The sequence below is a fragment of the Mucilaginibacter gynuensis genome (assembly GCF_039541195.1).
Classification (GTDB): domain Bacteria; phylum Bacteroidota; class Bacteroidia; order Sphingobacteriales; family Sphingobacteriaceae; genus Mucilaginibacter; species Mucilaginibacter gynuensis.
This window is the reverse complement of the sequence record NZ_BAABFT010000004.1, coordinates 91,522-109,093: the sequence shown is the minus strand read 5'-3', so window position 1 is coordinate 109,093 and position 17,572 is coordinate 91,522. Positions and strand designations below refer to the sequence as shown.

18 protein-coding genes are annotated in these 17,572 nt (G+C 41.9%); 11 read left to right on the top strand and 7 right to left on the bottom strand.

Annotated features, from left to right (window positions below; genetic code table 11):
* Positions 1-44: 44 nt before the first annotated feature.
* Genes ABD894_RS09610 through ileS form a run of 3 tightly spaced genes read right to left on the bottom strand, consistent with a single transcriptional unit; the run spans position 45 to position 4,419 of the window.
* Complete coding sequence (locus ABD894_RS09610; protein WP_345210802.1) at positions 45-650, bottom strand: lipoprotein signal peptidase; 606 nt, start codon at positions 648-650, stop codon at positions 45-47.
* Positions 650-1,036, bottom strand: coding sequence for a TraR/DksA family transcriptional regulator (locus tag ABD894_RS09605; RefSeq protein WP_345210801.1), 387 nt, complete (start codon positions 1,034-1,036; stop codon positions 650-652). The genes ABD894_RS09610 and ABD894_RS09605 overlap by 1 nt, the downstream gene beginning before the upstream one ends.
* Positions 1,036-4,419 (bottom strand): isoleucine--tRNA ligase, encoded by a 3,384-nt coding sequence (gene ileS / locus ABD894_RS09600; protein WP_345210800.1) that lies wholly within the window; start codon positions 4,417-4,419, stop codon positions 1,036-1,038. The genes ABD894_RS09605 and ileS overlap by 1 nt, the downstream gene beginning before the upstream one ends.
* 139 nt (positions 4,420-4,558) lie before the next feature.
* On the opposite strand from ileS, the gene ABD894_RS09595 reads away from it, so the two are divergent.
* Both ABD894_RS09595 and recO read left to right on the top strand, forming a co-directional pair.
* Positions 4,559-4,927 carry a diacylglycerol kinase family protein gene (locus ABD894_RS09595; RefSeq protein WP_345210799.1) on the top strand — a complete coding sequence of 123 codons (369 nt, stop codon included), beginning with the start codon at positions 4,559-4,561 and terminating at the stop codon, positions 4,925-4,927.
* Positions 4,917-5,642 (top strand): DNA repair protein RecO, encoded by a 726-nt coding sequence (gene recO / locus ABD894_RS09590; protein WP_345210798.1) that lies wholly within the window; start codon positions 4,917-4,919, stop codon positions 5,640-5,642. Before ABD894_RS09595 ends, recO begins: the two co-directional genes overlap by 11 nt.
* Before the next feature lie 183 nt (positions 5,643-5,825).
* On the opposite strand, the gene ABD894_RS09585 is transcribed toward recO, so the two are convergent.
* Complete coding sequence (locus ABD894_RS09585; protein ID WP_345210797.1) at positions 5,826-6,068, bottom strand: hypothetical protein; 243 nt, start codon at positions 6,066-6,068, stop codon at positions 5,826-5,828.
* Positions 6,069-6,650: 582 nt separating this feature from the next.
* On the opposite strand from ABD894_RS09585, the gene ABD894_RS09580 reads away from it, so the two are divergent.
* Together ABD894_RS09580 and ABD894_RS09575 are read left to right on the top strand one after the other, a co-directional pair.
* Positions 6,651-7,124, top strand: a complete 474-nt coding sequence (locus ABD894_RS09580; protein ID WP_345210796.1) for an OsmC family protein — start codon at positions 6,651-6,653, stop codon at positions 7,122-7,124.
* Between the two features lie 129 nt (positions 7,125-7,253).
* Entirely contained in the window at positions 7,254-7,871 is a 618-nt protein-coding gene (locus ABD894_RS09575; protein ID WP_345210795.1) for a hypothetical protein, read from the top strand.
* 6 nt (positions 7,872-7,877) lie between these two features.
* Here ABD894_RS09575 and ABD894_RS09570 read toward each other — a convergent pair whose 3' ends face one another.
* Entirely contained in the window at positions 7,878-8,438 is a 561-nt protein-coding gene (locus tag ABD894_RS09570) for a DUF3575 domain-containing protein (RefSeq protein WP_345210794.1), read from the bottom strand.
* A gap of 322 nt (positions 8,439-8,760) precedes the next feature.
* On the opposite strand from ABD894_RS09570, the gene ABD894_RS09565 reads away from it, so the two are divergent.
* The 4 genes from ABD894_RS09565 to ABD894_RS09550 are packed head-to-tail and all read left to right on the top strand — an operon-like array spanning position 8,761 to position 11,169.
* Positions 8,761-9,696: a ring-cleaving dioxygenase gene (locus ABD894_RS09565; RefSeq protein WP_345210793.1), complete on the top strand. Its 936-nt coding sequence runs from the start codon at positions 8,761-8,763 to the stop codon at positions 9,694-9,696.
* 1 nt (position 9,697) lies between these two features.
* Positions 9,698-10,333: an alpha/beta hydrolase gene (locus tag ABD894_RS09560; RefSeq protein ID WP_345210792.1), complete on the top strand. Its 636-nt coding sequence runs from the start codon at positions 9,698-9,700 to the stop codon at positions 10,331-10,333.
* A 40-nt stretch (positions 10,334-10,373) separates the two neighbouring features.
* A complete protein-coding gene (locus ABD894_RS09555; protein WP_345210791.1) occupies positions 10,374-10,658 on the top strand; it encodes a GNAT family N-acetyltransferase in 285 nt (94 codons plus the stop codon).
* Between the two features lie 37 nt (positions 10,659-10,695).
* Positions 10,696-11,169: a hypothetical protein gene (locus ABD894_RS09550; protein WP_345210790.1), complete on the top strand. Its 474-nt coding sequence runs from the start codon at positions 10,696-10,698 to the stop codon at positions 11,167-11,169.
* Positions 11,170-11,242: 73 nt separating this feature from the next.
* Here ABD894_RS09550 and ABD894_RS09545 read toward each other — a convergent pair whose 3' ends face one another.
* Positions 11,243-12,151: an EamA family transporter gene (locus ABD894_RS09545; protein WP_345210789.1), complete on the bottom strand. Its 909-nt coding sequence runs from the start codon at positions 12,149-12,151 to the stop codon at positions 11,243-11,245.
* Positions 12,152-12,368: 217 nt separating this feature from the next.
* On the opposite strand from ABD894_RS09545, the gene ABD894_RS09540 reads away from it, so the two are divergent.
* Complete coding sequence (locus tag ABD894_RS09540) at positions 12,369-13,232, top strand: DUF6624 domain-containing protein (protein ID WP_345210788.1); 864 nt, start codon at positions 12,369-12,371, stop codon at positions 13,230-13,232.
* 20 nt (positions 13,233-13,252) lie between these two features.
* Here ABD894_RS09540 and ABD894_RS09535 read toward each other — a convergent pair whose 3' ends face one another.
* A complete protein-coding gene (locus ABD894_RS09535; protein ID WP_345210787.1) occupies positions 13,253-13,678 on the bottom strand; it encodes a hypothetical protein in 426 nt (141 codons plus the stop codon).
* Positions 13,679-13,900: 222 nt separating this feature from the next.
* Here ABD894_RS09535 and ABD894_RS09530 point away from each other — a divergent pair, with 222 nt between their 5' ends.
* Both ABD894_RS09530 and ABD894_RS09525 read left to right on the top strand, forming a co-directional pair.
* Positions 13,901-14,611, top strand: a complete 711-nt coding sequence (locus ABD894_RS09530) for a DUF4198 domain-containing protein (protein WP_345210786.1) — start codon at positions 13,901-13,903, stop codon at positions 14,609-14,611.
* A gap of 235 nt (positions 14,612-14,846) precedes the next feature.
* Complete coding sequence (locus ABD894_RS09525) at positions 14,847-17,477, top strand: outer membrane beta-barrel protein (RefSeq protein WP_345210785.1); 2,631 nt, start codon at positions 14,847-14,849, stop codon at positions 17,475-17,477.
* Positions 17,478-17,572 lie beyond the last annotated feature (95 nt).

Sequence of the window (17,572 nt, the reverse complement as noted above, 5' to 3'; positions counted from 1 at the left end):
AAAGCCGCTAAAAGCGGCTCTTCAATATCTATATAAAGTATAATTTACTCTTCAACAACTTCGCTGTTGGGGCTGCTTACTTCGGGCTCTTCCTGTTTGAAGTAGCGCTTTTGGTATATCAGTATCAATATAACACCTACTGATATGGCAGAATCTGCAAGGTTAAATACCGGGCGGAAAAATACAAAATCTTCGCCTCCCCATACCGGGAACCATTTTGGGAAATGACCTGATATCAGCGGAAAATAGAACATATCAACCACACGGCCATGAAACAACGGCGCGTATTTATAGATAACCCCGTAAAAGGTAGAGTCGATAATGTTACCTACAGCACCGGCCAATATAAGGGCCACATTCATGATAAGGCCGCGGTGATATTTATGCTTAATGAGGTGTACCAGCCCGTAACCTATAGCTATTACCGCCACAATGCGGAACAGCGTTAAAACAAGCTTGCCAATTTCGCCTCCCAGCTCCATCCCGAAGGCCATACCGTTATTTTCGGTATAGTGCAGCATACCACGGTTGCCTAAAAACTTTATTTCTTCCCCAAGATACATGTGCGTGCGCACCCATATCTTAATAATTTGATCGGCAAGAATAATTAACGCGGCAACAAAAAAAGGTTTAGCGTACGAAGCTTTCATTAATTCTGCTTCAGTTTGGCCTCCATGCTGAGGGTAGTGTGCGGTACGGCGCGTAAACGTTCTTTTTGTATCAGTTTACCGGTTTCGCGGCAAATGCCATACGTTTTATTTTCAATACGTACCAATGCTGCCTCTAGCTGCTCAATAAATTTCTTCTGCCTTGCAGCTAACTGGTTGATCTGCTCTTTTTCAAGCGTAGCCGATCCATCTTCCAAAGTTTTGTAAGTACCGGCGGTATCATCAGTACCGTTAGCGTTTGGTGAGCTTAATGAAGTTGCCAAAGAGTTTAACTCTTCTTTAGCCACACGCAGTTTTTCAAGAATGATGTCTTTAAATTCTTTTAGTTCAACGTCAGAATATCTGGTTTTTACGTTTTCAGTTGCCATTATATTTTACTTATAGAAATCAATAGTTCACTATCGTCAATCGTTACTTTTTCGCCTTCAGTCAGCTCATTATCAAGCACAATGCTGTCGGCTAAAATTTCGGCGCAAATGTACGATAAATTGTTTTGTATTGCTTCCCATATTACCGGGTTGCAATTAACGCGTACGTTTATTTTGTCAGTTACATCAAAGTCGAGGCTCTTGCGTAAGTTCTGAACACGGTTCACAAACTCGCGCGATATACCCTCCTGTTTTAGTTCACCGGTAACGGTAACATCTAAAGCCACGGTTAGTTTGCCTAAATTTGCAACTTGCCAGCCGGGTACATCTTCAGCAATAATTTCAACGTCGGTTATCTGTAGCTGATACTTGCCTTCCAACACATTTATAGTACCGTTTGTTTCCAGTTCGGTAATATCGGCCTGGCTAAAGTTGTTTATCGCATCGGCTACCAGCTTCATATCCTTACCCACTTTTTGGCCCAGTGCCTTAAAGTTGGGTTTTATCTTCTTCTTAATAAAACCCGCGGCATCGGTAATATACTCTATATCCTTAATGTTGGTTTCGGATAATATCAGCTCTTTTACCTGGTCAACCTGATGCGCAAAATTCTTATCCAATATAGGCAATAAAATTTTACTTAAGGGCTGCCTAACGTTTATACTTACCTTTTTACGTAATGATAATACCAGCGATGATATATCCTGTGCCATTTGCATGCGTTCTTCCAGGTCTTTATTTACCAGATCGTCGTGATAAACAGGGAAGTACGCCAGGTGTACCGATTCAAACTCTTCCTTTTTAGTAACCGAGTTCAAATCGTTAAATAATCTGTCGGCAAAGAAAGGCGCTACAGGCGCTATCAGTTTAGTAATTGTAGTTAAACAGGTATAAAGGGTTTGATAGGCCGATAGTTTATCATCCGAGTTATCAGACCTCCAGAAACGCCTGCGACTTAAACGGATATACCAGTTGCTGAAATGCGCGTCAACAAAATCCTGTATAGCGCGGGTAGCCTTGGTAGGCTCAAAATCAGCATAAAAACCATCAACCTCTTTGCTTAGAGTATTCAGCAGGGAAATGATCCACTGGTCAATCTCCGGGCGGTCTTTTATGGCTATCTCGGCTTCGTTGTAAGTAAATTTATCGATGTTGGCATACATCGCGAAGAACGAGTAGGTATTGTAAAGTGTACCGAAGAATTTACGGCGCACTTCATCCAAGCCCTCCAGGTTAAATTTAAGGTTATCCCATGGCGACGCGTTGCTGATCATGTACCAGCGGGCAGCATCAGCGCCGTATTGCTCTAATGTTTCGAACGGATCGGTAGCGTTACCTAAACGTTTCGACATTTTGTTGCCGTTCTTATCCAGCACCAAACCATTTGATACCACGTTTTTAAACGCTATACCGGCATTGCCTACGGCTTTGTTGATGTCTTCTATCTCGTCGCTGCTTTCGCTTAGCATAACGGCTATGGCGTGCAAGGTAAAGAACCAGCCACGGGTTTGGTCAACGCCTTCGGCGATAAAATCTGCCGGGTAGGCATTTTTAAATTCCTCTTTATTTTCAAAAGGGAAGTGCCATTGCGCGTACGGCATAGCGCCGCTGTCAAACCAAACGTCGATCAGGTCGGGTTCGCGGAACATTTTGTTGCCGGTTGATGAAGTTAGAATGATATCATCAACATACGGGCGGTGCATATCATCAATGGTGAACCCGGCAGGCATTAAGCCCGCGGCTATGGATTTTTCTATTTCCTGTTTCAGTTCAGCAATTGAACCGATACATTTTTCTTCAGGTCCGTTCTCTTCTCTCCAAATTGGCAACGGGGTGCCCCAGTAGCGTGAGCGCGACAGGTTCCAGTCAACCAAGTTCTCCAGCCAGTTACCAAAACGACCTGTGCCGGTCGACTCCGGTTTCCAGTTGATGGTTTTGTTAAGAGCAACCATTTTATCCTTAACCGCGGTAGTGCGGATAAACCAGCTATCCAGCGGATAATATAATATCGGCTCATCTGAACGCCACGAGTGTGGGTAGCTGTGCTCGTATTTTTTAACGTCGAACGCCTTGTTCTCTTCTTTCAGTTTAATGGCGATGAGTACATCGGTCGGTTTAAAATCCGCTTCGGCACGTTCGGCATCGCTGTAGTATTCTTCCTTAACGTAGCGTTTGGCGTAGTCGGTCACTTCATCAACAAAGCGGCCTTGTTTATCAACCAGCGGTACTTCTTTGCCTGCTTCGTCAAGCACCATTACTGATGGTACATTGTTCTCTTTACAGGCCCTAAAGTCATCCGCGCCAAAAACAGACGCGGTGTGTACTATACCGGTACCATCTTCAGTAGTAACAAAATCTGCTGGGATCACACGGAAAGCATTCGCTTCCAGGTCGGCATTGGTTACATACGGCATTAGCTGCTCGTAATGGATACCTACCAGTTGGCTGCCTTTGCACTCGGCTTCTATTTTGTAAGGGATCACCTTATCGCCGCCTTTGTAATCGGCAAACGAAGCGTTTTCGCATTCGGCTTTAAAATATTTTTTAACCAGGTCTTTAGCCAACACTACGCAAACCGGCTGGTAAGTGTATGGGTTAAAGGTGCTGATTTTGGCATAAGTAATGTTTTCGCCAACGGCAAGGGCACAGTTTGACGGCAATGTCCACGGAGTGGTTGTCCAGGCGAGTATAAACACATCGGTATCTATCCCTTCAAACAAAAACTCCGAATCACCATCACGCTTTACCTTGAACTGGGCGGTAATGGTGGTATCTTTCACCATTTTGTAAGTGCCCGGCTGGTTCAGCTCGTGCGAGCTTAAACCGGTACCCGATTTTGGCGAGTAAGGTTGTACCGTATAGCCTTTGTATAACAGGCCTTTATTGTAAAATTGTTGCAGTATCCACCAAAGGCTTTCAATGTACTCGTTTTCGTAGGTTACATAAGGGTTTTTAAGATCAACCCAGTAGCCCATTTTTTCGGTCAGATCGTTCCATACATCGGTATACCTCATTACCTCCTTACGGCAGGCATCGTTGTATTCTTTTACGGTGATCTTTTTGCCGATATCGTCTTTAGTAATGCCCAACGCTTTTTCAACGGCCAGCTCAATAGGCAAGCCATGGGTATCCCAGCCGCCTTTACGCTTAACACGGTAACCTTTAAGTGTTTTGTAACGGCAAAAAATATCCTTAATTGAACGCGCCATTACGTGGTGTATACCCGGCATACCATTGGCAGACGGCGGCCCCTCGTAAAAGGTGTAAGGATTATCAGCAGGACGGCTCCTGATACTTTTTTCAAATATGTTGTTGGCTTTCCAAAACTCAAGGATCTCTTTTCCGGTTTTAGATAAGTTTAACTGCTTATATTCGTTGTACATCAATATGTTCTACCTCGTTTTTTAGAGGTTGCAAAAATACGGAATTTTAACCAAAATATCTTATTTTGACGCATGAAAATTAAACCCCGATACCCGTTTAAATTTTGAAAAGCCCCATATTGCAGCAAGTTTTTACAGTATGAAAAAGGTAATACGCAGTTTTGGTTATGCTTTTAAGGGGATAGGCTACGCGTTTAAAACACAGCTTAACTTTCGCATACACTCGGTTGCCACCCTTATAGCGGCAGCAATGGGTTTTTGGCTGCGCATCAGCACGGCCGAATGGTTGTGGATCATCCTTTGCATTGCCATTGTATTACTTACCGAATTGCTGAATACCGCTATAGAAACACTTACCGACCTGGTATCGCCCCAGTATAACGAAAAGGCAGGCCATGTAAAAGATGTAAGCGCTGCTGCTGTAGTAGTTAGCGCGGTTTTTGCATTGATAGTTGGAATGATGATATTTTTGCCAAAGCTTTGCCTTTTATTTTGCCATGCTGCATAAAACCCGCGGAATTGTATTTAAAACTACCGATTACAGCGAAAGCAGCGTGGTGGTACAAATTTTCACCGAAAAATTCGGGCTGCAATCGTACCTCATTAATGGGGTAAAAAAGCCGAAGGCCAAAATAAGCCGCAACATGATACAGCCCCTGCATTTGCTCGATCTGGTGGTGTATCATAAAAACAACGGTGGGGTGCAGCGTATTTCAGAATTAAAGAATGCACCGGTTTTTAAAACCATCCCCTACGATGTGGTGAAAAGCAGCATCGCCATGTTTTTGAACGAAGTGTTGTACAAGGCCGCCAAGCAGCAAGCGGCTGATGAAAATTTGTTCAGCTTTATATTCAGCGCTATTGAATGGCTCGATCATCAAACCGAAGGACTGGCCAATTTTCACCTGCTGTTTTTGATACAGCTTACCCGTTACCTGGGTTTTTATCCTGACAAGACATGGGCTGGCAATGCCGATTATTTTGATATGAAGAACGGAGTTTTCAGTCGCATGAAGCCTGATACTACACTATACCTATCGCCCCCGCACACGCAGAATTTTTATAACCTGCTACATTGCAGCTTTGAGAATGCCGCCAACATAAAACTGACTATGGATGAGCGCCGGTATTTAATTGCAAAGCTGCTGGAATATTACGCTTTGCATATCGAAAACTTTGGGAATGTGCACTCGCACGAAATACTGGAAGAGGTGTTAGGTTAAGGCGCGCCCGGTGTTGATCCAAGTAATGAGAAGATCGATTTCTCAATCCGTCATGCCGAATTTATTTCGGTATCTCATTAAGAAAGTTTCAGCCAAGCAAAGTGTTTACCTGGCTCGTGGGGTGCTGAAACAAGTTCAGCATGACCTTTCTTACGGGCAACCTCCGGGCGCGCCCAATGTGCTTTATACCTGGTGACCTAATATTTGTTTTTTGATATAATCGATAGTAGATGCCGGGATGGGCGTGCCTTCTACCTGCTCAATGCTGCCATCGTTATTGATCTTCAATTCGGCGTTGATGTTATCATCAATGCTCACGTGCAATTTGTCTTGCTCCTTTTCCACTTTGCAGTTAAGCTCGCGTTCGGAGTAGTTGATCTTAAATTCGTATTTGCCGTCTTTTTCGGCAGGTGTTATCTCGTTCATAACTCAAGTGTTTAAGTGTATCACATTAACAGCAAAAACTTAAGTTATGTTTAACCAAAGGGAAAGAAAATTTACCCGTTCAGACATGTAAATTTATAAGGCACAAAAAAAGAGAAAGCAGCAACTTTCTCTTTTTATATTAACTGACCTCATAAAATTTATCATAAAGAACAAGTTGTTTTAGGCCGATAAATTGTATGCTGCAAATATATATTCCTCATTTATTAAATGCTAATTTTTTAACGCTTTTTAACAAGAAATTAACAGAAAAAGATAATTTTTTATAGTTTTTGAAAATTTTGAACTGAAAATGAATTTTTAAAAGCATTTAGCGAATAGAAAATTATCAATTTTTCAAAAAAAACAACACTTATTACTCATAATTGGTGTATAACTTAAAAAAGCGGGCATTTTTCAAGTACCTACTTGTAGGTATGCGTGTTTAAACATATCCTACCTATTAAATATACTTTGCAGCTTAGAAACGGCATTTCGCATGTTTTAACATCTAAATTTTGGTAATTGTTTGGCCAAAGCCAATATTTGATTGAGTAATTTTGGAAATAAAACCAAGGGCATAAAATGAGCAGGCAGCATCAATATTCGGCGCGAATTGACTGGATAGGCAACCAGGGAACAGGCACGAGCGGCTATAACGCGTACAGCCGGAACCACACGGTGTCGGTACAAAATAAGGCCGACATCTTATGCTCGTCCGATCCTTCTTTTCGCGGTGACAACACCCGGTATAATCCCGAAGAAATGCTGGTGGCTTCGCTATCGAGCTGCCATCTGCTTTGGTATCTGCACCTTTGTGCCGAAGCCGGGGTAGTAGTGGTAAACTATACAGACCAAGCCGCCGGTGTGATGCAGGAAGACAATAACGGCGGCGGGCGCTTCACCAGTGTAACCCTGCATCCCGAAGTAACTGTGAGCGATGCAACAATGGTTGACAAAGCCAATGAGCTGCATCATAAAGCCAACAGCTTATGCTTTATCGCCAATTCATGTAATTTCCCGGTTCATCATGAGCCTGTTTGTAAGGTAGCCAAGTAGGGTAAAATTTTTTCAGGTAGAATAATTCTTTGTGTAAAAAATTATTGGAGGCTGTCACATTCGTGAAGTAGTATCCGTCATGGTAATACAAGCCGTGTACAGCTAACAGCTTGTTAATTAAATATCACAATGAAAAAACACCTGATCTTAACCACAATTGTTTTAACTGCAATGCTACAGGCTTGCAAAGATGATAGATGCGAATGTGTTCCTGATGACGGTAATCATCCTGCCGAAATAATTCATCATGAGATAAACGCCATAGTGGCCTATCAACGCCATATTGAAATTGATATCGACCAAAATGGTGAATATGATTACTCATTTGGCAGTGTACTGATTGAGGAAAATGATCTGCCCTATCTTTATCTCTTTGCAAACGGCGAAACTACTAACGGCAGCAAGTTGCTTTTGCAAAGCAACCCCGAAGTACTTAACGCCCGATGGGCACGGTCACTGGCAAAAGGCGCCAAAATAGAGGACAGTGCCGGCAACGGAAATGAATGGAATGTGCCGCAAATGCACGGCAACATTATTGGTGTAAGAGATAATGGCGTACAAAAAACCTATATCGGCCCGTGGATAGGCAAGCAACATGCTTACATGGGTATGAAATTTAAGATCAACGGGAAATATCATTACGGATGGATCAGGATTACCCACGTTACCGGTAAAGAGCAAATATTGGTTGAAGATTATGCCTACAACAACATCCCCGAACAGCCTATTTATGCAGGGCAGGAATAAGATTTGCTATAATAGCCTGCGGAAGTTAAAGTTATAGGCCACTTTTAACCCGATAACAGGTGTTATCTTGGTTTCGCTGGATCTTAAGTTGATAAGATCTGTACGGAGGGTAAATTCAAGATCGCTATGCCTGTCGAGCATAAGTTCGTACCCTGCTGCAAGTGCGCCGCCTACACCGCCCGTCACCAGGTCTTCATTACCGCCGCCCAAATATAACATGGCGCCTGCGCGTGCAAAAAAACGTTCTTTAAAGTAATACTTAGCGCCTACACCAAGGTAAACCAGTCCGATATTCTCAACAGAATAAACCCTGTAGCCATACGAATCATACACATTACGAAAGTTCGCGTTCAGCTTTTCATATCCCAGGGAAGGTGTTATGGCTACTTTGTTACTAACACGTATACTGCTTTGCAGGTTAAACCCGCTGCCTGTTTTAAAATCGGTAGTTAAGGGTTTGTTAATACCATACGCCAAGCCAATTGAACTACGGGCCTGCCCATAACTTTGCCAATGGCTAAGCGTAGCAATTACTATAATAAGTGTTATTTTGATTATAGAGCGCATTTTATATGGTTATATAAGATGTTATAAAATTAACCAATAATGCTTATTGATGTGGAATATTAACAAAAAGGATACAGATATGGCTTTTGGCGAAATGTTATGAACATGGTGCAATTACCGGCGATATTACTATGAGGTAAGCGGCAGGCGCTATCTTTCCTAATGCCCCCCTCTTCGTAAATCTTATACCCTCATCTCCGGCAAAAACCATCAAAATCCCACTCCATTCATTTCTTATCCTACGTCAAGTGCGGGCGTAAAAACGCGTGGTACTTTTGTAGTGTTAAATCACAAATCATAACACACGAAAACAAAACACAACATGGAAAATACAATCAACGGCATCCACCACATCACTGCGATAGCAGGCAATGCCAAACGCAACTACGATTTTTATACCAAAATTTTAGGCTTACGCCTGATCAAAAAAACGGTGAACTTTGATGATCCCGAAACATATCACTTATACTATGGCGACAAAGAAGGGACACCGGGCACTGTGTTAACTTTCTTCCCATGGGGCAATATACAAACCGGCAGAAGAGGCAGCAGGCAAGCAACCGAAATTGGTTATTCAGTACCTGAAGGCAGTTTAGATTTTTGGTTGAAACGTTTTGAAGACCATAACGTAACTTACAACAAGATCTCTGAAAAATTCGGTGAGCAATACCTTACCTTCTTAGATCCTGACGGTTTGAAACTGGAACTGATTGCTTCAAAAACACCGGATAACCGCTTACCATGGGAAACCGATGAGGTGAAAGCCGAAAACGCTACAAGAGGTTTTTACAACGTAACCATTACCACCAACAAAATGCAGCCAACTGCCGATATTTTGACTAATGTATTTGGCTACCGTTTGCTGGAGCAGCATGTAAACCGTTTCCGTTTTATTACCGACGCGGTTGATAACGCGGCCATTGTTGACCTGGTAGAAGTACCCGGAGAAATAGCAGGCCATGTAGCCGGAGGTTCGGTACACCACGTAGCTTTCAGGGTTAAAAATGAGGAAGTGTTAATGCAATACAGGGATAAAATAGCTGCCTTGGGCTTACACATTACCGAAAAAATTGACCGTAACTATTTCTACTCACTGTACTTCCGCGAACCGGGTGGCGTGTTGTTTGAAATTGCTACCGATAACCCGGGCTTCAGCGTAGACGAACCGGTAGAAGAATTGGGCAGTCATTTAAAATTACCTGCACAATACGAGCAATACCGTACCCAGTTAGAAGAAACATTACCAAGCTTATATTAAAATGTACCAACACACTAAACAATATATTACCGCCGGGACACCCGCTGAAGAGGCTAAAGGCGCCCTGGTCATGCTACATGGCCGGGGCGGTACAGCCGCAAACATTGTGAGCCTGGCCCGCGAACTCAACACTAAGGATTTGGCCATTTACGCGCCGCAGGCTACTAACCAAAGCTGGTATCCTTATAGTTTTATGGCACCCGAAAGCCAAAACCAACCGGCATTAGATTCGGCACTGGAAAACATCGGCGAACTGGTAAAACAGATTGAAGCCGATGGAATCCCGTCAGAGAAGATCTATTTCCTGGGCTTTTCGCAGGGGGCTTGTTTAACGCTTGAATACGTAGGCCGCAATGCCAAACAATATGGCGGCGTGGTAGCTTTCACCGGCGGATTGATCGGTCAGGAATTGATAACCTCCCGTTACTCGGGTGATTTTAAGAACACCCCGGTACTCATTACCACTGGCGATCCTGACCCGCATGTGCCGGTAAGCCGCGTGGAAGAAAGCAATGTTATTTTGACTGATTTAAATGCCCAAACCACGGTAAAGGTATTTAAAGGCAGGCCGCATACCATTACCCAACAGGAGATAGAGTTGGCTGATAGCCTTATATTTTCAACCATAGGTAATTGATTTTAGTTAACTATCTTGCAGTAATTAAAACCTGAATACCATGAAATACGAAGAAGTAGAACTGATCAACAACGAGCCTGTTCATAATTTCGAGCTTACTGTTGAAGGGCACCGCGCCTTTATTGATTACCTGCTTAAACACGATAAGTATTACCTGATACATACCGAAGTACCACAGGAACTGGAAGGCAAAGGCGTAGCAGGCGCGCTGGTAGAAAAAGCCTTTACCTATATTGAGGCACAAGGCAAAAAGATAGTACCGCTTTGCGTATACATACAAGGTTTTTTAAAACGCCACCCGGAGTGGAACAGATTGGTGGCCTGATAAGGTAATTACGGTTACTTAACGGCTTATAATAAAGATGGATAGTATTTTGCGCATGAACAGGCTCCTGCTATTTCTTCTTTTTGGTTCATTGTTGCCGTCATGCACGTTTAAAAATGATGCCTCAAAAAGATCAACAGGTACAGATACTGTTAAAATACTAAGCCTGGTGTTTACGTATGATAAGGTTATTGAGGATATGTATATCAAGCCTGATACCATTTTTATTATAAAAACGAAAAGGGCTAAATACAATTCTTCATGGCCTAAATATGCCGGTAAAATAAAAATTGATTATTGGGATGAAACTCCGGAGACAACGAAGCGCTTGCAGTTTAATAATCGAATAGATGATAAGCCCATGAGATACATAGTGACTTCATTTTCTATTGAACATGATTCTTCCAACGTAACAGTATACGCAGTCAATCAGCGGGCCGACTATTCTTTCAAATTAAAAAAGACAGACAGTGTATGGACGGTCAGTCATTTCTCCTACACTATAGAGTAACTAAAAGGGGTTTCTTAAAACAAGAAACCCCTTTTTTTATTTCAACTGTAATGTAGTTTTATTAAGATTAACCCTATTTACTAAAGCTCATATTTACCTGCCTTACTTTGGCAATGTGGTGCGCGTTAAACACGATCACCGAAATAAATATGATACCGTACGATGCTACCTGTAAAAAGCTCATTTGCTCGTGATATACCAAATTGGCCAGCATAAACGCTATGATAGGGTTAATGTTAAGCAACATACCTACCGTTGATGAGTTAACGCGCTTAAGCGCATACAGGTTAAGGAACAATGGGATGATGGTGAAAGCTACGGCTATCACCTCTATGTACATATAGAATTTAAATTCCGTTGGTACCGGTCCTGAAAATTGGGGATAGAACGGCAACAGCATAATGGCCGAAAGTACGATATGGAAGGTAAGCGTAATAAACTTATCGAACCCGGTATTACGGCGCTGGCTCACCAAATAGCTGGCATAGCTAAGGCCTATGATCATGCTGTAAAACATATCGATAATATTGGCGTACGATAACAGGATACAGCCTGTAACACTTAACCCAATTGCTATCCATTGAAACTTATTCAATTTTTCGCGCAGCAGAAAATAGGCCAGCAGTGTTGTTAATATCGGGCAAACCAAATAAGCCAGCGAAGTTGCCTTTACACTTACATGGTTCATTACATATATAAAAGAGAACCAGTTGATACATAAAAACACGCTGCCGCCAATGTTTAGCAACGCGGTGCGGCGCTTTTCATTTTTGGGCAGCCGGGTGAATGCCTTTATTGTTTGGCGTAATGCAGCGCGCTTAAATAAAACAGTGATCAACAGCATTAAAATCGCGCAGCTAAATACACGGTAAAACAGAATATCTAACGACGCGTAAGCATGTATGGGTTTTAAAACCAAGCTGAAAAACCCCCAGGTTGTGTAGGCAACAATAGCTGCCAGGTAATATTTTGCATCCTTCATCTGATACTTATCCTCCTTTTATACTTGCAAATATCAGAAAAACCGGCAAAGCAATACAGATACAGTTTTATGATTTTGCAGCATAACAGATATTAAAATACATTATCTGAACCGTTTGCAATTTCTGTACCCGTTTTCCGTTTTAATAATTGTTATCACGATAAATGTGATTAACCTTTTTCACAAACGCACCTAAACATAATAAGTTCGGTTAAAGATGATGCCTGCTTTTATTAGAACCCTTATCGCCTCCTTTTTCATTTGTTTCGGCGCAAGCTTGCTACAAGCGCAAAACCTGCCGGGCAATAGCGCGGATATTAAAACCGCCGATTCACTTTTCAAGATAAAATCCTATAACAGATCGGCCGAATATTATTTAAGATCGTTTGCGCAATCGCCCGCTACCCGAACGAATATAAACCTGTTGAACGCGGCAAAGGCATGTACCAATAATCAGCAGGTTGACAGCGCTTTCGCGTTCCTATCGGTAATTGTAAGCCGGAAACCACGCACATTTTATAATGCCATTGTTCATGAAGCTGAGTTTATACAGTTATGGCACGATAAAAGATGGCAGCCGCTATTGGCACAAATGGAAAAGGCAAAAAAGCGCTTCAATGCTTCGGTACCTTACGAATTGGAAAGCTTACGCAAAGAGCGCATGCGCATGGACCTCACAAGGATAGATTTAGCTCGAAAATTCGGTACAAACTCCAACGAATACAAACTTTACCAGGATACCGTAGTTGCTAAAGATGCTGTGAACGCGCTTAAACTGAAATCCATTATTCACACCTATGGCTGGCCCGGTCCCGAGGAGATTGATGATAATGGGGTAGAATCGCTCATTTACCTCTATCTCAAACTCAACTTTGCCGACCAGAAACGCTACTACCCGCTCATATCAACCGCGTTTAAAAAAGGTAATATCGACGCGGAAAACTATGCCATCATTACCGATAGGATTTCCTTTACCGACAAAGGGATCCAAATTTACGGTACCCGCCCCGGCGACCCTGTAATTAATAAGGATAGCCTAAATTACAGACGTTTAGCCATAGGGCTTAATCCTGTAGAATAATTACAGGTTATTTAAAATCCTCAAATTAATTTATCAGTATTTTTATTTGCTGGCCTTTTAAATATCAGTCTTCTCAAACTATCGGTTACGTTTTGGGGCAAAGAATCTGCAATATCAACTCCCGATGTCGGCGCATAACCTTTAATGAATTTCTTTACAATAAATGAGTGTGTGAGGGATTTTAACTTCATGCCCTCGGTTTCTTTTAATTGATCTCCAATACATTCCGACTTATACATCTTCAACCCCATTTTGTAAGCTTGCGTATCGCTGGCGGCTACTATTACGCTGGTTCTTACATCAAATGTGTAGTCTGTTGATTTGCTGGTTAAAACTTTTTTGTATATCTCTACCCTGTATTTATTCAGAGGTTTAAGATGTTTCCGGACTTGTTGCTTGCAACACACAAGCGATAAAAGCATCAACAGCAATAAGCTATTCTTCATTTATGATATAGGTTTATTAAGGTAAACTTATTAAAAATCCGGACGATTGCTTTAAAGTGTATGCGTTAAATAACACTCCTGAGTTTGCATCCTTAATTAAAATCCACTATTTAGATTTATTCTAAATAATATTCGTTAAAGAAATATATTTCTATATATTTGCTTCACTTTAATCAGTCTAAATAAGAATTAATATCCATACACCACAAGTAAATGAAGACTATGAGATCCTTACTACTCGCTCTATTACTAATCATCGGTGCAAACCAGGTTATGGCACACGCCTTATGGATTGAAACCAATACTACAGGCAAAGCCAGACAAGCACACGAAGTAAAAGTATTTTACGGCGAATATGCCACCAACGAGCGCGATGAAGTAAGCAAATGGTATTCGGATGTTAAAGACTTTACGCTATGGCTAACCGCGCCCGGCAAAGAGAAAGTGAAACTAACTACTACCCCGGGCAGCAATTTTTACTCGGCAACATTTACGCCCGAAGGTAACGGCATATACGTAATAAGTGTGGTGCATGAGGCTAAAGAACTGGGCGGCACTACAAAATACGAGTTTTCATCATTGGCAAACGTAGCCGTTGGTCCGATAAAAACAGTTGATCTGGCAGCTATACCCAATAACTTAAAAATTGCGGTCGCCGAAGCGAAAAACTACAAATTGAACGCGCCTGTACAGTTAAAAGCCGTACTCAACAATAAGCCGCTGGCCAACAAACCGGTTACTGTTTTTAGCCCTGCCGGCTGGACAAAAGAATTTACTACCGACGAAAATGGCGCGATAACTTTTACCCCGGCCTGGCCAGGCAGATACGTACTTGAAGTTAGCCATAACGAAAAAACAACCGGCGATCATTATGGCAAAAGCTTTACCGCTACATGGCAGGGCGCAACCTCAAGCTTTGAGGTAAATAAATAATATTAAAGTCCTGTTTACCCCCGTATACTTTTAGTTAACAGGGTAATGCAGGCACAAATTTCTATACCTATGCAAAAAGAGAAGGTCGCTCTGTAATTGCGCGGCCTTTCTTGTTAATGGTTGTTCCGCTTGTGGTTTAGGCAGATATTTTATAATAATCATCGGTTAATAGTGATTGCGACTGATTAGCCTTTGGCAGATTTTTTATATCATTGTAAGCGAACCGCCTTATTATATGCTGCCTAAGTTTTTCTGCCTTTTCATGCTCATCTTTTCGCTGGCCTTTAACATGGTCCGGGCTCAAAGCAGTTACAATATTAAGGGCAATATTACCGATAGTACCACTACACCGCTCGAAGGTGCCAACATCCGCCTGGTTTTGGGTACCGATACATTAAAATTTACCAGCAATAATAAAGGCGAGTTTACCATTAACGGTATTAAGCGCCCGGCATTTCAAATAATGGTAAGCTATTTGGGTTATTTCGATTTCGCAAAAAATATAACTATCCCCGACAATAACACAGAATTAACGCTTCCCGCTATTGTTTTGCAGGTTGATACCAGTAACCTGAACGAGGTGGTTATTAAAAGCAAAACCAGGCCCATCGTGCTCAAAAAAGATACGATCGAGTATAACGTGGGTTCGTACCGCGGTAGCAATGAAGAGATGATACAGGAACTGTTGAAGCGCCTCCCGGGCCTGCGGGTTGATAAGGATGGCAACTTAACATCGGGCGGCAAACCGGTAACTAAACTGCGCATAAACGGAAGGGATTTTTTCACCGGGAATGTAAAGGAATTCATCAAACAACTACCGGCCGGCATATTTACCAAGGTACAAATAGTGAACGATTACGGCAGGGATGCCGATTTTACCGGGATAAAGAAAGATTACACCCAAACCCTTAACCTGGTTACCAAACCGGGGATGGATAATGGCGTATTTGGGTCACTTTCGGCAAGCGCAGGCACTAACCGGCAACTTGGAGGTGGCATAGGTGCAAATTACTGGAAAGCCATGAAACAGCTCTCCGCTTCGGGCGAAGTGAGAACGATGAAAAACGCAGTGGGTTCAAACAATTACAAAAGCTGGGGACTTACCTTTGGCAATGATATCGCTAAAAAACTGAACCTAAGTTCGTCATACCGTTATAATAACTCAAGCGGTAGTGCACAAAACAACACCTATTCAGAAAGTATCAGTTCCATCGGGAAGATTAATAATGATGTAAACAGTATAATGGCAAATAGCAGCAGCCAGCACAATTTCAGTACTAACCTCACTTACAATCCTGATAAAAAAACATATATAAACTTTGGAGCTAATCTTTCTTTAGCAAAAAGCACCAACAGTTTATTCTCTGACGCGCAACAAACAGGCATCATTAAACAAGGCCTGGTTACCAATAGTCTTGGAATTAACAAAACACCTAATATGGGTATTAACCTTACTGTTGGTCGCTCATTGGATACTAACAACCGGCTTACTGTAAATTTACAGTTCGGCCAAAACCCGGCAAAATCCACACAGCGGATAGATCGCAATATCAGGTATTATGATACGCTGGGCAATTTTAAAAAAGATTCGGTATTCAACAGCCTTCTTACCAATAACGGCCGGTCGCAAAATTTGTCGGCAGGTATTACCTATACCGCTATACTTACCAAAAAAGCCAATCTCGATGTTATTTATAACATCAACCAAAATAAACAAAGGAACGATCTGCAAACCGACCTGATAGAGCCACCAAACGGCTTAAGTAAAATTGATTCGCTTAGCAACAACAACCATAATACTGTTACCAATAACCAATTGGGTATTAACTATCGTTGGGAGGGTACTAAACTACGTACCACAATAGGTATAAACGCGCAGCGCAATGCACAATCAGGCTTGTATGAAGGGCGTACGGAAAAGGTAAGCAACGCCACTTTTAATCTGTCGCCTGTTTTTAACTTAAGCTATTCGCCATCAACTAAAGATCAGTTCGAAATAGGGTATTATGGGTACAATCAACCGCCGGCTATTGATCAACTACAACCGGTGCGCGATACCCGCAACCTCCAGAATGTTATTATCGGCAACCCTAACCTAAAATCGGCATTCAACCACTCCATCAATAGCAATTTCAGGCATGTTAATCCCGAAAACCAACAGATGATCTCTTTCGGGCTTAATACCTCCTTTACACAAAACCAAATCCTTTCCAATACCATTATCGAAAAAGATACGCTTAATTCGCTAAGGCAGGTAACTACCTTTATAAACGCCGGTGGCTCAAACAATACATCGGGCAATTATTCATGGAATATCCCTATCAAAATTGGCAAAACAAAACTTAATACAGAATTAGGCGGCTGGGTTGGTTTTAGCAGGCAGGTAGTTTACACCGATAATGTAAAAAGCTATAATAATAGCCGCAACATCACGCAATCGGTGAGGGCTATGCTCAACCTTACCAAATTTAGCAGCGAGGTAAACGTAACGTATTCGCAATCATTTAATCATTATGTTGTGGGGCAGGGATTAACCAGCAAAATTTCGCAATGGACGATAAATGCCAGCCAACGCCTCAATCTATCCGAAAACACGTCGATGGATATGAATATCAGCAAGACTTTTTTACATGGTTATACTAATATCAATACCAATAATCCGTTTATTGTAAATGCTTCTGCCAGCCAGCAATTTTTTAAGCATAAGTTGAATATCAGCATACAGGCATCAGATATCTTTAATCAGACCAACCAGGTTGGTCAATATACTAATGGTAACAGCATAGTAACCAGCAGGAGTAACTTTATTACCAGGATAGTGCTGATTAGCTGCTCGTACAGTATCAACAATTTTGGCATCTTATAATCAGCATGTAGAATAGCCGGTGTTTATCACATTTTTATAGGGGTTCGTCACATTTTTATTTTAGTAAAAAAACGGTGCTGTACTATTGCTGGAGT

Excerpts from the sequence above, each read along its gene's own strand:
- ABD894_RS09580 (WP_345210796.1), top strand. The coding sequence starts at position 6,651 with ATGAGCAGGCAGCATCAATATTCGGCGCGAATTGACTGGATAGGCAAC.
- ABD894_RS09570 (WP_345210794.1), bottom strand. The coding sequence starts at position 8,438 with ATGCGCTCTATAATCAAAATAACACTTATTATAGTAATTGCTACGCTT.
- ABD894_RS09595 (WP_345210799.1), top strand. The coding sequence starts at position 4,559 with ATGAAAAAGGTAATACGCAGTTTTGGTTATGCTTTTAAGGGGATAGGC.
- ABD894_RS09545 (WP_345210789.1), bottom strand. The coding sequence starts at position 12,151 with ATGAAGGATGCAAAATATTACCTGGCAGCTATTGTTGCCTACACAACC.
- ABD894_RS09535 (WP_345210787.1), bottom strand. The coding sequence starts at position 13,678 with ATGAAGAATAGCTTATTGCTGTTGATGCTTTTATCGCTTGTGTGTTGC.
- ABD894_RS09610 (WP_345210802.1), bottom strand. The coding sequence starts at position 650 with ATGAAAGCTTCGTACGCTAAACCTTTTTTTGTTGCCGCGTTAATTATT.
- ileS (WP_345210800.1), bottom strand. The coding sequence starts at position 4,419 with ATGTACAACGAATATAAGCAGTTAAACTTATCTAAAACCGGAAAAGAG.
- ABD894_RS09540 (WP_345210788.1), top strand. The coding sequence starts at position 12,369 with ATGATGCCTGCTTTTATTAGAACCCTTATCGCCTCCTTTTTCATTTGT.
- ABD894_RS09555 (WP_345210791.1), top strand. The coding sequence starts at position 10,374 with ATGAAATACGAAGAAGTAGAACTGATCAACAACGAGCCTGTTCATAAT.
- ABD894_RS09585 (WP_345210797.1), bottom strand. The coding sequence starts at position 6,068 with ATGAACGAGATAACACCTGCCGAAAAAGACGGCAAATACGAATTTAAG.
- ABD894_RS09550 (WP_345210790.1), top strand. The coding sequence starts at position 10,696 with ATGGATAGTATTTTGCGCATGAACAGGCTCCTGCTATTTCTTCTTTTT.
- ABD894_RS09575 (WP_345210795.1), top strand. The coding sequence starts at position 7,254 with ATGAAAAAACACCTGATCTTAACCACAATTGTTTTAACTGCAATGCTA.
- recO (WP_345210798.1), top strand. The coding sequence starts at position 4,917 with ATGCTGCATAAAACCCGCGGAATTGTATTTAAAACTACCGATTACAGC.
- ABD894_RS09605 (WP_345210801.1), bottom strand. The coding sequence starts at position 1,036 with ATGGCAACTGAAAACGTAAAAACCAGATATTCTGACGTTGAACTAAAA.
- ABD894_RS09560 (WP_345210792.1), top strand. The coding sequence starts at position 9,698 with ATGTACCAACACACTAAACAATATATTACCGCCGGGACACCCGCTGAA.
- ABD894_RS09530 (WP_345210786.1), top strand. The coding sequence starts at position 13,901 with ATGAGATCCTTACTACTCGCTCTATTACTAATCATCGGTGCAAACCAG.
- ABD894_RS09565 (WP_345210793.1), top strand. The coding sequence starts at position 8,761 with ATGGAAAATACAATCAACGGCATCCACCACATCACTGCGATAGCAGGC.
- ABD894_RS09525 (WP_345210785.1), top strand. The coding sequence starts at position 14,847 with ATGCTGCCTAAGTTTTTCTGCCTTTTCATGCTCATCTTTTCGCTGGCC.